Origin of the sequence: Mucilaginibacter kameinonensis (genome assembly GCF_003675385.1) — a bacterium.
GTDB classification, from domain to species: Bacteria; Bacteroidota; Bacteroidia; order Sphingobacteriales; family Sphingobacteriaceae; genus Mucilaginibacter; species Mucilaginibacter kameinonensis.
In genome coordinates, this window is record NZ_RCWZ01000003.1 from 174,773 (window position 1) to 188,469 (window position 13,697).

The 13,697-nt window shown below is 45.4% G+C and carries 15 protein-coding genes; 8 read left to right on the forward strand and 7 right to left on the reverse strand.

The genetic code is table 11. The features are described from left to right. The first annotated feature begins 37 nt into the window (after positions 1-37). Positions 38-928 carry a winged helix-turn-helix domain-containing protein gene (locus EAH55_RS13805; RefSeq protein WP_121810179.1) on the forward strand — a complete coding sequence of 297 codons (891 nt, stop codon included), beginning with the start codon at positions 38-40 and terminating at the stop codon, positions 926-928. Between the two features lie 441 nt (positions 929-1,369). Here EAH55_RS13805 and EAH55_RS13810 read toward each other — a convergent pair whose 3' ends face one another. From EAH55_RS13810 to EAH55_RS13825, 4 genes are read right to left on the reverse strand one after another with little or no spacing between them, the layout of a single operon-like run. Beyond that, on the reverse strand, positions 1,370-2,299 hold the full coding sequence (locus EAH55_RS13810) for a hypothetical protein (RefSeq protein ID WP_162996862.1): 930 nt from the start codon (positions 2,297-2,299) through the stop codon (positions 1,370-1,372). Continuing rightward, complete coding sequence (locus EAH55_RS13815; protein ID WP_121810181.1) at positions 2,296-3,210, reverse strand: hypothetical protein; 915 nt, start codon at positions 3,208-3,210, stop codon at positions 2,296-2,298. Before EAH55_RS13815 ends, EAH55_RS13810 begins: the two co-directional genes overlap by 4 nt. Next, complete coding sequence (locus EAH55_RS13820) at positions 3,207-4,127, reverse strand: hypothetical protein (protein WP_121810182.1); 921 nt, start codon at positions 4,125-4,127, stop codon at positions 3,207-3,209. The genes EAH55_RS13815 and EAH55_RS13820 overlap by 4 nt, the downstream gene beginning before the upstream one ends. Positions 4,128-4,167: 40 nt before the next feature. After that, the gene (locus tag EAH55_RS13825; protein ID WP_121810183.1) at positions 4,168-5,082 is read right to left on the reverse strand and encodes a hypothetical protein; all 915 of its coding nucleotides are present in this window, start codon (positions 5,080-5,082) and stop codon (positions 4,168-4,170) included. A 323-nt stretch (positions 5,083-5,405) separates the two neighbouring features. Between EAH55_RS13825 and EAH55_RS13830 the strand changes: the two genes are divergently transcribed. The 7 genes from EAH55_RS13830 to EAH55_RS13860 are packed head-to-tail and all read left to right on the forward strand — an operon-like array spanning position 5,406 to position 10,711. Then, entirely contained in the window at positions 5,406-6,365 is a 960-nt protein-coding gene (locus EAH55_RS13830; protein ID WP_121810184.1) for a fibronectin type III domain-containing protein, read from the forward strand. A gap of 8 nt (positions 6,366-6,373) precedes the next feature. Next, positions 6,374-6,874: a hypothetical protein gene (locus EAH55_RS13835; RefSeq protein WP_121810185.1), complete on the forward strand. Its 501-nt coding sequence runs from the start codon at positions 6,374-6,376 to the stop codon at positions 6,872-6,874. Beyond that, positions 6,871-7,470 (forward strand): toxin-antitoxin system YwqK family antitoxin, encoded by a 600-nt coding sequence (locus tag EAH55_RS13840; RefSeq protein WP_121810186.1) that lies wholly within the window; start codon positions 6,871-6,873, stop codon positions 7,468-7,470. The genes EAH55_RS13835 and EAH55_RS13840 overlap by 4 nt, the downstream gene beginning before the upstream one ends. Positions 7,471-7,472: 2 nt before the next feature. Beyond that, complete coding sequence (locus tag EAH55_RS13845) at positions 7,473-8,741, forward strand: hypothetical protein (protein ID WP_162996863.1); 1,269 nt, start codon at positions 7,473-7,475, stop codon at positions 8,739-8,741. After that, on the forward strand, positions 8,723-9,091 hold the full coding sequence (locus EAH55_RS13850; protein WP_121810188.1) for a hypothetical protein: 369 nt from the start codon (positions 8,723-8,725) through the stop codon (positions 9,089-9,091). The genes EAH55_RS13845 and EAH55_RS13850 overlap by 19 nt, the downstream gene beginning before the upstream one ends. Beyond that, on the forward strand, positions 9,081-9,563 hold the full coding sequence (locus EAH55_RS13855; RefSeq protein ID WP_121810189.1) for a hypothetical protein: 483 nt from the start codon (positions 9,081-9,083) through the stop codon (positions 9,561-9,563). The genes EAH55_RS13850 and EAH55_RS13855 overlap by 11 nt, the downstream gene beginning before the upstream one ends. Beyond that, positions 9,563-10,711 (forward strand): type II secretion system F family protein, encoded by a 1,149-nt coding sequence (locus EAH55_RS13860; protein ID WP_121810190.1) that lies wholly within the window; start codon positions 9,563-9,565, stop codon positions 10,709-10,711. Before EAH55_RS13855 ends, EAH55_RS13860 begins: the two co-directional genes overlap by 1 nt. 103 nt (positions 10,712-10,814) lie before the next feature. On the opposite strand, the gene EAH55_RS13865 is transcribed toward EAH55_RS13860, so the two are convergent. The 3 genes from EAH55_RS13865 to EAH55_RS13875 form a co-directional block, all read right to left on the reverse strand. Then, a complete protein-coding gene (locus tag EAH55_RS13865) occupies positions 10,815-11,855 on the reverse strand; it encodes a hypothetical protein (RefSeq protein WP_121810191.1) in 1,041 nt (346 codons plus the stop codon). Positions 11,856-11,957: 102 nt separating this feature from the next. Continuing rightward, positions 11,958-12,479, reverse strand: a complete 522-nt coding sequence (locus EAH55_RS13870) for a hypothetical protein (protein WP_121810192.1) — start codon at positions 12,477-12,479, stop codon at positions 11,958-11,960. A gap of 1 nt (position 12,480) precedes the next feature. Continuing rightward, positions 12,481-13,695, reverse strand: a complete 1,215-nt coding sequence (locus tag EAH55_RS13875) for a hypothetical protein (protein WP_121810193.1) — start codon at positions 13,693-13,695, stop codon at positions 12,481-12,483. Between the last annotated feature and the right edge of the window lie 2 nt (positions 13,696-13,697).

Genomic DNA, 13,697 nt, shown 5'->3' on the forward strand with positions numbered 1-13,697 from the left:
TTAAAATTGTAAACTTTGTAAATAAAATCTCAATACGATGCGTTATAGGCTAAATCTGCTCTCCGGGAAACGCAAGTACCTGTGGGGATCATTGATACTTCTGTTTGTCGCAATGATTTGTATGGCGTTCAGTTTAACCGGCAACAACAGCTTTGATACCGCCAGAAGAGAAGTTTTGCTCCGTAAGATAGGCGATGAATTGCTTTTACAATCAGGCGACAGCACATCAAGGGTACTCCCGGTGCAAAAAGTCGCAGAAAATGAATACCAGATCAGGTTTGAGCATGATCTTACCTTTCAATCAGACTCCCTGGTAAGCACCACGACGCGTTTGTTAGCCAAAGACCCGCTCACAAAAGATTATGTTGTTAATGTCCTGACCCGTGACAACGCCGGTGTAGCCTATGGATTTGCTATATCCGGGAATAAAAAAGATGACATTGTAGCATGTAGGGGAAGAAAACAACCCGCAGCCCGCTACGTGATTGATATTAAATTTAAACCTACGACCACCAATATTACGAAGAACGCATACGTCTTGGCCAGCTTGCCACTTTTAGCATTTATCGGTTTCATTTTTTTGAGATCTGCTAAACCGCGAAAAGAGGAGCCTAAAAGTGAAATTACCGGCATATTAGCTTTGGGCTCAGTTTTATTTGATGCTCAAGCACGACAGTTGATCATCAATAAAAAAGCCACAGACCTGACCGGAACCGAAACGCGCATACTGAACATATTAGCATTGGCACCTAATCAAACTATAGAGCGAAGCCGGTTACAAAAAGAGATCTGGGAAGATGAAGGTGTTATTGTGGGTCGCAGCCTGGATATGTTTATATCGAAACTCAGAAAAAAATTGGAACCCGGTCCGGATATCAATATTGTTGTTGTGCGCGGGAAAGGATATAAGTTAGAGATCAAATCATAAGAAGGAATCTTCAAGCTTCAAACTGGCCTTATAAGCGTTGAACTTGGCATTTGTAAAACTTTGGAGTAAGGTGCTAACATCTATATCATTAAAAGAATTAATATCGCCGAAGATCGGATCACTATCATCTGCGGCGCGAATCAAATTAAACGGTTGTTTTAATAGTCGGATGAGTAAATATCGAAAAAGACAACAAAAAGCACCCTTCACTCGCTGGTGGGCATTAAAGAAGGAACTCAACAAAGAGGGATTACTTAGGCGATCAAGTAAAAGATAACTTTCACTTGATCGCTTTTTTTGTTAATGAATTATTGTCCGGAGATTATTCAGTTTTATAATAGTTTGGAAAATATTTGACTGCATATAAAAGCGGAAACAGTTTTTATTTGGATATAAGCGACGACGGGCATTAACAACCAAAAGAATGCCCCCCGCCCTCCATTATTTATTAAGTTTGGACTCCAGCGATTTAATACGTTGATCCTGTTGTATAAGATATAAGGTCAGTTCTTCTATCTTTTGCAATAATAATTTGTTCATCTCCCCCAAATTCTGTCCTTCTTTTGAGACCTCTTGTGCTGAAGGGACTTCCGGTAAATGACCATTTTGACCTATAAATGCTTTGACCTCCGGTAAAGGTCTTAGCTGATAGCCACTCTTGAAAACGTAATCAGGCCAGTTAGCGATTTCTACTTTGATCTGTTTCGCGCGGATACTGCCGTTAACTGATAGTTCTTCCCGTGGGGTGGTGGTTCCTATCCCGACGAAACCGGATGACAGAATAGTCATCTTGGTATGGGCTAAGCTTACGCTGGAATTATCTGTTGAGTTATTGACCAGGAATTTCAGACTGCCTACCCCGTAAGCGCCCAACCGTTCATGGACGATTGCGGCCTTCCACCAGTTCCCCAAAGCCTCGTTCAGGAAACCGACCCCAACCGCGTTGCCGCCGGTTTCTATACCGTTACCGTTCTGGAATCCCCCGATAATATTTAAACCATTATTCGCTACATAAACATGTAATTTCGAGGCCGGACTTGTGGTTCCGAGCCCCATATTTCCGGAAAAATAGCCCTGACCGTCAGCCCTTACACTGAAATTTATTAATCCGTTCGTTACGCCATCATAATAGAAGTTGGCTGAGCCTACAGGCTGATCCGTCCAGGCCCGGAATATACCGGCACCCGGATACGAATAGGTATTGCCCAATTGATGGCCTACAAAAAAAGATTGCCCGATAGAGGTTTGCGCAACTATCTTCGTATTATTATTCAAGGCGTCATTCGCGTCGACAGTCACAGTTTTGGTTTGCGCCAGCGCAATATTTACCCCGGCCGAGACGACCAATGCCGTTAATAAAGTTTTTTTCACCGTTTATTCAATCTAGTTTTTAGTTGCTTAACCTCTTTTTGCAGGGTCATTATCTCTTCTTTAGCCTCGATCATGTATAAGGTCATTTCTTCCATTTTTTTAACCAAAAGCTTATTCGCTTCACTAACATCAAGCCCGTTCTTGATCATTTCCTTTTCCGAAGGGATCTCTGGCAGATGTTGATGTTTGTCGATGTACGCTTTTACCTCTGATAACAGCGCCAATCGATAATCTTTTTTGAACACATAGTCGTTCCAGCCAATCAGGTCAATCAGCACGGCCTTGGAATGAATGGTGCCATTCACATCCAATTTATTTTGCGGGCTTGCCGTACCGATCCCGATATTGCCGAAATTCACCACCAGCGGATAATTACCGGCCGTTACCGGAGATGCAGGAAGCGTGCCACCCCAATTAGGCAGGTAGGCGCCGGTCCCTTCGAAATGGGCGGTAACCGAGGTTCCGCCATTACGGTTCAGGATGTCGAATACCAAATAGACAACCGAAGCATCCGAGTTGAAAACATAGCGAAAGTTGCGTATCACCACCGAGCCACCGTAAGAAGTATTACTTATTACGGACAGTGAGCTGTTACCGTAATCATACTGCACTGCGCTTGCCAGCAGGACCAATGTTTGTATCCGGTTCGCGGCTTCAAAATTGATGGTATAGGTTCCTTTGATACGGCTGCCGCTGGCGATGACGTAGGTGCCGTCAGCAGGCACGGAAATGATTTGGGTATCACTTACATTATATCCTTTTACAGAAATCGCCCCGTTGACATCAAGCGTACTGGCCGGGGTGTTTGTCCCGATGCCGATATTACCCGAAGCCGGATAAGGAAAAGTGTTCTGTGCAAATAATATTCCTGAATTAAAAATCAGAAAAACAATAAGAAATACCTTTTTCATTTTTGATGTTTTTTATGTTTTGAATTATGCTGTTCCAATTGGGCAATTCGATGCTGCAGGGTAGTCAGCAGCTGATCTTTTTCCTTATTTTTTTCGTTATTGTCGATCATATACAAGGTCAGCTCTTCTACCTTCTTAACCAGCAGCCTGTTCATTTCACCCAGGTCGATCCCTTTTTTCGCTATTTCTTCTGCCGCCGGGATCTCCGGCAGGTGCCCGTGTTGATTAATATATTTTTTGGTATCTTCTAAAACGGGAAGCTGAAAACCAGGTTTGAATACGTAGTCCGGCCATGCCGAATAAAGTTTAACCGTTACAGAAGTCGCGATGGCGCTTCCGTTCACCGCGAACTGATAGCCGCCTGGCATGGCGGGAACATTTACCCCCACGCGTCCTTTCAAAAGGACATCGTTATTGGTAACAAGCTCGAAAGGTACGTTATAACCGCCGGGGGTACCCGCGTAGATCGTATTGGAAGGCGCCCAGCCGCTCCCTGGAGAAACTTCGGCGGAATAAAACGTATTCCCAAGGTAGGGTGCGCAATAGGCGTAAACGGTATACGCGGATGCATTTACACCCGCCGCATTCGGTACGATATGGACGGCACTGATAAAGAACCCTCGTCCTACCGATGTCGCTGTCGCCGAGAAAGCGAACCCGTTGGCGTCCACGGACACCGCGTTGCTTGTCCTGATGTGGATTTCGGTATACCCCATCTGGTCGATTGATGCGTTATAGCCGCCTCCGCCTATAACCCGGATAAAACCATCAACTCCTGCCTGAGACATGGTAAAGGTTCCAAGGTTGACCCAGTTGGAATTCCCGCTGTTTACACCCGACAGGCTGCTGTAGGTTTGCGCATGCAGAAATGTGCCGGTCATTAAAACCAGTATGAGCGCCAGTAAGTTTTTTTTCATTAGCTATGATCTATATAATTTACTTTGATATTCAAAATTCTTATCGCTTCAGGGCGGAGTTGGCGAGTTTTTTTTGCAATGCAGCCACTTTCCGTTCAAGTACGCTAAGCTGTTTTTCCTTCTTTGCCTCCCTTTCCTTGTCCTTCTGGTCGTTTTCGATCAGATACAGCGTCAGTTCTTCTACTTTTTTTAATAAAAGCCGGTTCATTTCGCCGAGATCCTGTCCTTCTTGAGCAACTTGTTTTGCAGATGGGATTTCAGGCAAATGCCGATTCTGTTTGATATAAGTTTTGACGTCTTTGAGGGTCGGCAGGCTAAAATTTGGCCCGAACACATAGTCCGGCCACTCCGCGTAAAGTTTAACTGTGACCGAAGTCGCGATCACATTGCCGTTAACGGCGAATTTATAGCCGGCCGGTAATCTTGAGCTACCAATGCTGATGCCGTCATTAAATATGGAATTTCCGTTTACCGCCAGGCCCCCCGATCCTATTTTTAATGCAAAACCGGTTCCAAGCAATGGATCCGTATAATTGGTGAGATAAAGCCGGGACTCAGATGAGCCTGTTATGCCGCCGGCAACGTCCAACTTATTTTGAGGGTTGGTTGTGCCAATACCCACATTGCCCCCATTGTCTATTCGCATTTGCTCTGTAAAACTATCCGTTGTGAGCTGGTATTTACCAAAACTAATGTGGTTTACACCCGATGATACGCCAAAAACTCTGAATTCTGAAGTGGCCTGTCCAAAGCCGCTTGCTTCATTTCCGGCACCATAAATAAATAATTTCTTATTGGTTGTAGCCGGCCCTAAAGACAGTGCCGACGAAGGAGCATTCGTCCCAATTCCAACTATGTTCGAGGTCGAGACCACGGAACCGTTGTTCACCCATTGCGCGCGTGCGACGTTATATATTAAAAATAAAGGAACAAGCGCAATCAAGTATTTTTTCATAAAACTCTGATAAATATAATTTTGATTAAGAATAACGAGCCCCACAATCAGCGTATGAGCTTTAGCAGGCTATCAAGAATGTTAGTTAGGTATCCGTGTAAACGAACCTGGATGGGCAGGCTTCTGCCCGTTGTTTAAAATGTAAAACAGGGAAAATAAAAGACACATACTGATGCTGTTTAGGTGACACAAATGTATCAGAAAAAAAAAATAAAATATGATATGATATATATATCATATCATTAAATTTCATGTCTCTTCATTGTTTTCGTTTAAAGAAAAGCAGCACAACATTTTCGTAAATATTGCTTATTTTAGCCGGGATGAAACTTAAACCTGTCCAGTGCCATTTTTATGTATACGTGATACTGTTGTTTTGCCTTTCGGCATGTAAGGACTTTATTGAACCTAACATCAGTAAACGTCAGGTTACGCTCAGGGCGCCATCAGACAAATACCAGAGCAACAACTATAACGTTAATTTTTGGTGGGACGAGACAGAAGATGCACTTTCTTACCGCCTACAAGTGGTGACGCCTGGTTTTGATACTGTGGGTGGCTTGATCGCCGATACCCTTGTTAAAGGCAACCGTTTTACGCTGACACTTGATCCCGGCGAGTATCAGTGGCGGGTAAGGGCGGAAAACGGGAGTTCCCAAACCGCATTCAGTACACCCAACCGGCTTACGATTATCCCTTCAACACTAAGCGCTCAAATTGTTACGCTTGGTGCTCCATCCAACAATACGGTTACCAACCAGGCTAATGTAACTTTCAAATGGGGTACGCTTTTCAATGCCACCGGTTACCATATCCAGGTAGACACCAATAACTTTGCTGATACCGGTCACCTACTCATAGACCTGACAATACCAGGCCAGCAATACACCTATAAATTTCCAAAGGATCAAAACTATCAGTGGAGGGTCAGGGCGGAAAATGCCACCGAGCAATCTAAATGGTCTACCGTTAATAATATCGGTTTTGATGCTACCCCGCCGGCCGGCGTTACGCTAAGCTCTCCGCAAGACAACGCAGTAGTGGCTAAACCTGTAAACCTGCAATGGACCAAATCTGCCGCTGCTTCCAATTATAAACTTTATGTATATAAGTCGGACTCCGCTACGTTGTACAGCAGCGCTTTCCCGGCCTTAGTTAATACCAACACATATAGCTTTAACCTGGGAGCTTCGGGGGAAAGAATTTACTGGAAGGTTAGCGTGCTGGACGCAGCAGGTAATGAAAGTGTGGCGTCACCCCTGCAAAGTTTTGTGCTTCAATAAGGTCTTATATGAAGAATAAAAAATCCACTTACCTGTTGGGCGCCGCAGTGCTAATTGTCTGGGGACTTATCCTTTTCCGTGTATTCGGCGCATTGGGCGATCAGGCACCGGAAGAGACCGCTATCAGCGGTCCCACACGAAAAGAAACTTATAATGATTACGCGATCCCTGCAGACACCACGCACCTGCAGCTCAACTATCGTGACCCGTTTGGTGTTGCCCGGGCTAAGGATACCTCCACCCGTAAACCTGCCGTCGCTGCCGCACAATCGGCGGTGCGAATGCCAAGGCCTGTTATGAACTGGGATTTCATTCGGTATGTTGGCTATATCCGCAATCCGGATTCAAAAAAACTGGTCGCCATGGTGCACCTGAACGGAACGGAACTAATGATGAATGAGGGCGAACTAAACGGTAACCTGAAGCTTATCAAAAACTACCAGGATTCGATCAAGATCAGCTACCAGGGCAAAACAACATTTATTCCCCTGAAACCCGCGAACCCATGAAGCAATTATTCCTTTTACTTTTTTTACTGCTGTCCGGCAGCGTAATGGCCCAGATGCCGGATTACGGCCTTTATAATATTCATATCACAGACTCGACAAAGACGGTTAAAACGCAGGTAAACCCTGTTTCAGGTTCTGTTAACCCGCGTGCAGGGCTGTTATATTACTGGTTTGGCGGCAATATTATACACGAGCAGCAGGGCGGCTTCAGTGGTAAACTACTTAACGGCACTTACGAAGAATCCGATAATCACCATCATCTGATTGTCCAGGGCGCGTTTAAGAATGGGCTTAAGGACGGGACCTGGAAATCCTGGACCGAAGGCGGCCGCCTCAGCGGTGTTATCACCTGGGACGAAGGCATCAAAAATGGAAAATTCGCTTATTACGACGCGAACGGGAACGAGACGCAATCCGGGCGGTATGACCGTGGCTTGCTCGACGGAAAGATCGTTTATCATGCCGGACTGGATTCTGTTAAGACGATTGTTTATAAAAACGGCAAAGTTGTTCCTCCAAAAACCGGCAGCTTCCTGAAAAGGATCAATATTTTCAAAAAGAAAAAGGAAAAAGCCGCTCCGGCTCCAAAATCATAATCATGCTCAGGGCCTCCGCATTATATATGGTTATTGTGGTCACATTGATCATCGGGGTAATATGTTCCGCACTTATCGTAACCGCTTTCCTGTACAAATCCCGGTACCAGGCAAAATTTCGTACCGATCAATTACAGAACAACCTGGGCTCGGGGATCAATATTTTGCTTAACAACCGGGACAGCAGTTACCGGGAGGGGCGCACGATCAGCCTGTTTAATGGTGATGCGGATTCAGTAACACTAAAAAAAACAAATTGGGGAATATTTGACGTATGTGCTGTAAGCGCGTTTATCAGCAGGGATACGCTTTACAAAACCTTTTCCATAGCAAGCGGTATCGATTCATCCAAATGGGCCGCCTTATACCTGATCGATGAAGACCGCCCGGTTTCAGTTGGCGGAAATACCCTTATCCGTGGAAACGCTTATATCCCTAAGGCTGGTATCAGAACCGCTTATGTGGATAACCTGGCTTATACCGGGGATCAGAATATCATCGGAGGTAAAACTTTCGACAGTGAAAGAAAACTTCCTGTTCTGTCAGATACCAGGTTGCAACAGTTACAAAAACAATTAACGCTGCGGCAACCCATCGCCGGCCTCCCTGCCGACACGGAAAACATTAGCCGGTCTTTTCTTAAAACAAGCCTTGTATATAGTTTTGGAAAACAGGTCAAGAAAATCGGCAACATCGGTCTGAAGGGAAACATTATCCTATATTCTGATACCACGCTTATCATTGACAGCACCGCACACCTGGACAATGTCCTTGTATTCGCAAAAGGGATTTCTGTCAAAAGCGGCTTCCACGGCTGCTGCCAGCTCTTCGCAACAGATTCCATCAGCGTCGAACGCGATTGTCGCTTCAATTATCCCTCCTGCCTCGGGGTGTTGCGTTTCAGTACGGGCAACACCGTTGGGCTACCCGCTAAATTAGCTATTGGCGAGCAGACAGTCTGCGAAGGCCTGGTTTTTAGCTACCAAAAGGACGATAAGCAATTAGCCCCTGTCATATCTCTTGATAAAAAGTCGCGGGTATCGGGCCAGATTTATTCTGCCGGCATTTTAAACCTGAGGGCAGAAACGGCCATAGCCGGCAGCACATTTACCAAACGTTTTTTATACCAGAGCGAGTTCACCCGCTATGAAAATTATCTGATCAATGTCAATATTGATTCCCGGGCGCTTTCTCCCTATTACCTAAGCAGTGATCTGGCGCCTGTGGCGGGTTCACACAAAAAGATCCTACAATGGCTGGAAGCAAACTGAGGACAGGTCTGCGAATCCAGGGATCAACCCTGCTGGAGGTGATCATATCCATGATCATTATTATCGTTGTGTTCGGGATCGCCATGATGATATTTACCAATGTAAGCCGCTCGTCACTTTCTGTTCAAAAACTAAGCGCGCAGGCCATATTACAGGAAACGCTGCTCGCTGCCGAGCAAACAGGCGGCCAGACAGACGAGAAGATAAGTATTGAAGACCTGACCATCACTCAGGAAATCAAACCATTGGAAAACCAGCCTGGACTATCAGTTGTCACCCTAACCGCTTTCAACCCAAATCATGAGCAGATAGCCCAGCTGAAAAAAGTGATTGTTGCCTATGAAAAATAAAAACAGCATTCCGGCCTTCACGATTATGGAGCTTACAATAACCATGCTTATTTCCGCCATCGCGATTGGCCTGATGTACAGTGCTTACGCGATCATAAGCCATTCCTATCTATCCTTCGCCTCCCGCAATGAAAGCACCGGTACCATCGCCATGCTCGATCAGCGGCTAAAGCGAGATATTGATAAAGCAGAAATCATCCTTCGGGACAGCAATACTATTACCATGAAAGGCGCAAAAGATACTGTCGTTTACCGTTTCCGCACGGAAAGGGTGATCCGGGAAAAAATGCATGCTGATACCTTTAAAGTAAGTATGGAAAGTTTCGTGATGACATTTGAATCTGGCCCAGCTTCCGAATCGGGGGGGCGCGTGGATGACCTACGCGTGGTACTCGCGGCAGAAGGACGGAAAATTCCGTATCATTACCACAAGATCTATAGTTCCGTTAACCTTTTTAAATTACTCAACTAATGCCTTCCATCGACCTGAGCAGGTATGAGCCACAAAAAACGCCGAAACCGTCGGGATCAAAAGGCGGGAATAGTCTGTCCGACTTGCTGAACAAGGATATCAGTTTCGGCAGTAAGGAGCTGAGCGATAAAAAAAAAGAAGCCTTATACCTTGAACTCAGCTCCCTCCTACTGGCCGGCATCAATCTTAAAAGCAGTTTCGAATTGATCACCGCCGATCAGGAAAAGGAAAAGGATAAACAATTGTTCCAGACTATCCAACAGGCTGTACTAAAGGGCGCACCTTTTTCTCAGGCGCTGGAGCAAACCGGAAAATTCTCGCTTTACGAGGTTTATAGCCTGCAAATCGGCGAAGAAACCGGCAAACTTACCGAGGTGCTTGAAGACCTTGCTAAATTCTATCAGAATAAGATCAAACAGCGCCGAAAAATCGTATCAGCGCTGACTTATCCCTGTGTAGTATTAAGTACCTCGTTAGGGGCGGTATTTTTCATGCTGAAATTCGTAGTTCCTATGTTTGGAGATGTATTCAAACGTTTTGGCGGTCAGCTCCCCTGGATCACGGAAAAGATCATCAACATCTCCCAGGCGATGGAAAATAACTTTTACAAATTTGTGATCGCAATTGCCCTCGTCGCCGCCATAATCTGGTATAACCGAAAAACGGAGCGGTACCGTCAATTGGTCTCAGAGGTAGTACTTCGCTTGCCACTGGCCGGCAATATCGTACAAAAGATCTACCTTGCACGTTTCTGTAATTCCATGCGTCTGCTGATCAACGCCCGCCTGCCGCTGTTGCGCGCTATCGCGCTAAGCCGGCAGATGATCGGTTATTATCCCATCGAATCTACTCTGCAAAAGGTAGAGGACGACATCATGAAAGGAAAGTCTCTGCACCAGAGCCTGCAGCAGTTTAAAATTTACCCTGCCAAGCTGATCCAGCTGTTAAAAGTGGGAGAAGAAACCAACCAGCTTGATTATTTCTTTGCTAAAATTTCCGAACAGTACATTGATGAAGTAGAATATAAAACCTCCACCATCAGCAGCATGATGGAGCCACTCATTATCATCTTTTTAGGGCTTATTGTAGGTATCATCCTGATCGCCATGTACTTGCCGATGTTCCAGATGAGCAACAGTTTTCAGTAGCAGCAGCTTCAGGCATCCTCAAATTTTCAGGATCAGTGATAGAGGATATATGCAAATCCGGATGTTTAACGCAGCCGGATTTACATTTTATCCGCCCATCCAATTATTTTTTTGCTGAATAAGCAGCCTGGCTTTTCTTCAGTTCGTTGATCTGCTTTTGCAGAGACGCCAGCTGTTTATCTTTGACTTTGGCAGCTACATCACGGACGTGGTCCTGTTTATCCTTTTCGATCAGGTAAAGCGTCAGTTCTTCCACCTTCTTCATCAGTAGCTTATTCATTTCGCCAATGTCCAGGCCTTTGTTTTCGATCTCCGTTGCTGATGGTATTTCCGGTAAATGCCGGTTCTGGTCGATATATGTCTTTAGCGCTGATAGAGATAGTAGCCGGTAGTCCGGCTTGAAAACATAGTCTCCCCAACCGGTCATATCCACCTTTACCACCTTGGTATGGATAGTTCCGTTAACATCCAGCTTGTTTTGTGGGTTTGTTATACCGATACCCACATTGCCCTGAACAATCGTCATATAGGTATTCGCTGAAGTTCCCCAGGATTGAACATCCTGGTTGGGATCTCTTTCCCACCAGGTACGGGTATTTGTTTGCGGACTTAAAAATGAAACATCAATAGAAATGCCATCATGCAGTCTGGCTGTCAACCAATCCCCGCCGGCTGCGTTTCTCACAAGCCATATATTATTTTTGAAATTGTTTGCGCCCGAAGCTCCACCCACGGAACTCACCAGAACAAAGTTCTTGGCAACACTACCTAATCCGGCTGATGAAAACACGGTCAACTTGGCATCCGGATTTGAGTTCCCTATCCCTAAATTCCCCGCAAAATAGCCTTGTCCATCCGCCCTTACACTAAAATTGGTCGCACCATTGGTTATCCCGTCGAAATAGTAATTCGCCGCGTTATTGTTATTGTCGGTAATGGCGCGGAAGATTCCTGCCGGGTAATAATATCCTGCGCCGATCTGATGCCCGGTAAAAAAAGACTGTCCGACGGAAGTCTGGGCCACAATCTTAGTATTGTTGTTCAGCGCATCATTTGCATCAACAGTAACTGTTTTAGTTTGGGCATTCGTAAGCTGGTATACGAATAAGCTTCCGGCCAATAATAACAAACACTTTTTTTTCATAAATCGGTTGGGTTATCTTTTTAAATTAAGTTGTTTTGACTAATGCTGCCAGTCGGCGTTTATGGTTTTTGTTTCATCAGCTTTCTGGATAAGACGCCTGATTTACTTTATAGTAATCTCCAGAAATACATCCAACAAGATTCCAGCAGCCGGTCCATCCTGCTTTGCAGGCGCTCTGAATGAACAAGAACGGAGCATCCCCGTTCCTCTGGCTGCCTGCAATTGATTAAGCAGCTTCAACAGGGAAAAAAAGTCCCCCGAAAAACTCAGCTTCTGAATCATATATGTTTCCGTGCGGTAATTTTTATCGGGCCCAGGCGCGCTGACAAATTTTGCTTGGTTCCTGTCTGCCATTAAAGCTATCGTGTTGATGGCGTTACTCCTGTAGGTTACGGTATCCGCCCGGTAAAGGGTGATAATGCGATCCAGGTTGGCATTCTTACGATCTGTATAACCCGGCTGATCGGCAACATTGTGCTGCTGCGCGAGCTGTTCCTGCAACTGTTTATTAAGGTCATTTGCTTCAAGGGTATGCCTGAAGGCCAGCTCATAACCGGCCAATGCCAGTATCACTACTACCAATACCAATAAGTAATCTTTTTTAAATGGCCAGTGATTCAGCATATTAATAGCTTAAAGTTATAGTAAACACCCCGGTATTCAATTCATTGCTAAAATTGTAGCTTTCCAGCTCCACGCCTTTTACCCATTTCTTTGATTTCAACCTGGCAACCCATTCATTAACCGGAATGACCTGTGCAGATTCGCCACGGATCAGCATTTTTCGATCCTGGAATTTCAATCCGCCGAAGCCATGACCGGCGGTTGCATTTACAGGATTAATGTCGATTTGCTTCAACGTCAGTTCAGCCGGCATCAATGCCATGGCCTGGTCTATCAGGCCGCTTTTGTTGATCCCGCTGTCCCACCCAAGCGCTATTAATAGAGATTCCTTCTGGCGGATCTGGTCAGTGAGGGCCTGCAGGTCGGTACTTGTCCTGGCTGACGTGCTGACTTCAGCAGCCAGCCTTGTATTTTCAGCATTCAAGCTTGATAACCACATAAAATTCGCAAGCAGTAAAACAAAGAAGATGGCCAGTACAATCATCCCCTTGGCTTTAAATTTACGGTGGCTAATCAACCTCGAAAAAGCCAGTTCCAGGTCCGGCACATTCGTCTTCACCTGATCCAACTTTCCAGCAAACAGTAATTGAAATGCTGTACCATAAGCAACAATCAGCTGTTGGTCGAGCACTTCGTTCTCCACTTTAATGGCATAAATCGCCTGGAAACTATCATTGAAGCTCAATTTTTCCCAGTGTTTGTTTTCAGACCGTTCGATCTTAATACCGCCGAATATGATTTCTTCATTATAAATATTCAACTGCGGCAGGATGTGATCTGTCGGAAAAGGCCCCAGGCTGAGCATAAGGGGAAACAAACCCTGCTCGCGGATCAGGTCCAGCCATTTGTCCGCTTCTGCCTTGCGGATAACGGCAACAAAAGAATAATTTCCAGAAGGAAAATGCTGTACGTAAAAATCATCCATGTCAGCGTTAGGCAACACCACCGAAAAATTCGCGGACGTTATCTCCGCTGCCCTGTCCAACTGCTTATACAATACGCCCCGGCCTGAAATATTGATACTTAAAGGTACCGCGCTGCTTATTTGCTTTCCTAGCTCCTGGAATTCCAGCCCGGTAATTTTTTTCTCAAGGGACAGATTTTTGCCCTCCAGTGCTACCTGGCAATAATCAGCCGAAGGGTTACCATCCTTCCGGATCGTAAGCGCTAATCCCCCTGCCTGTTTAATTTCGTAGAACCGGTCCAGTATCGCCATCT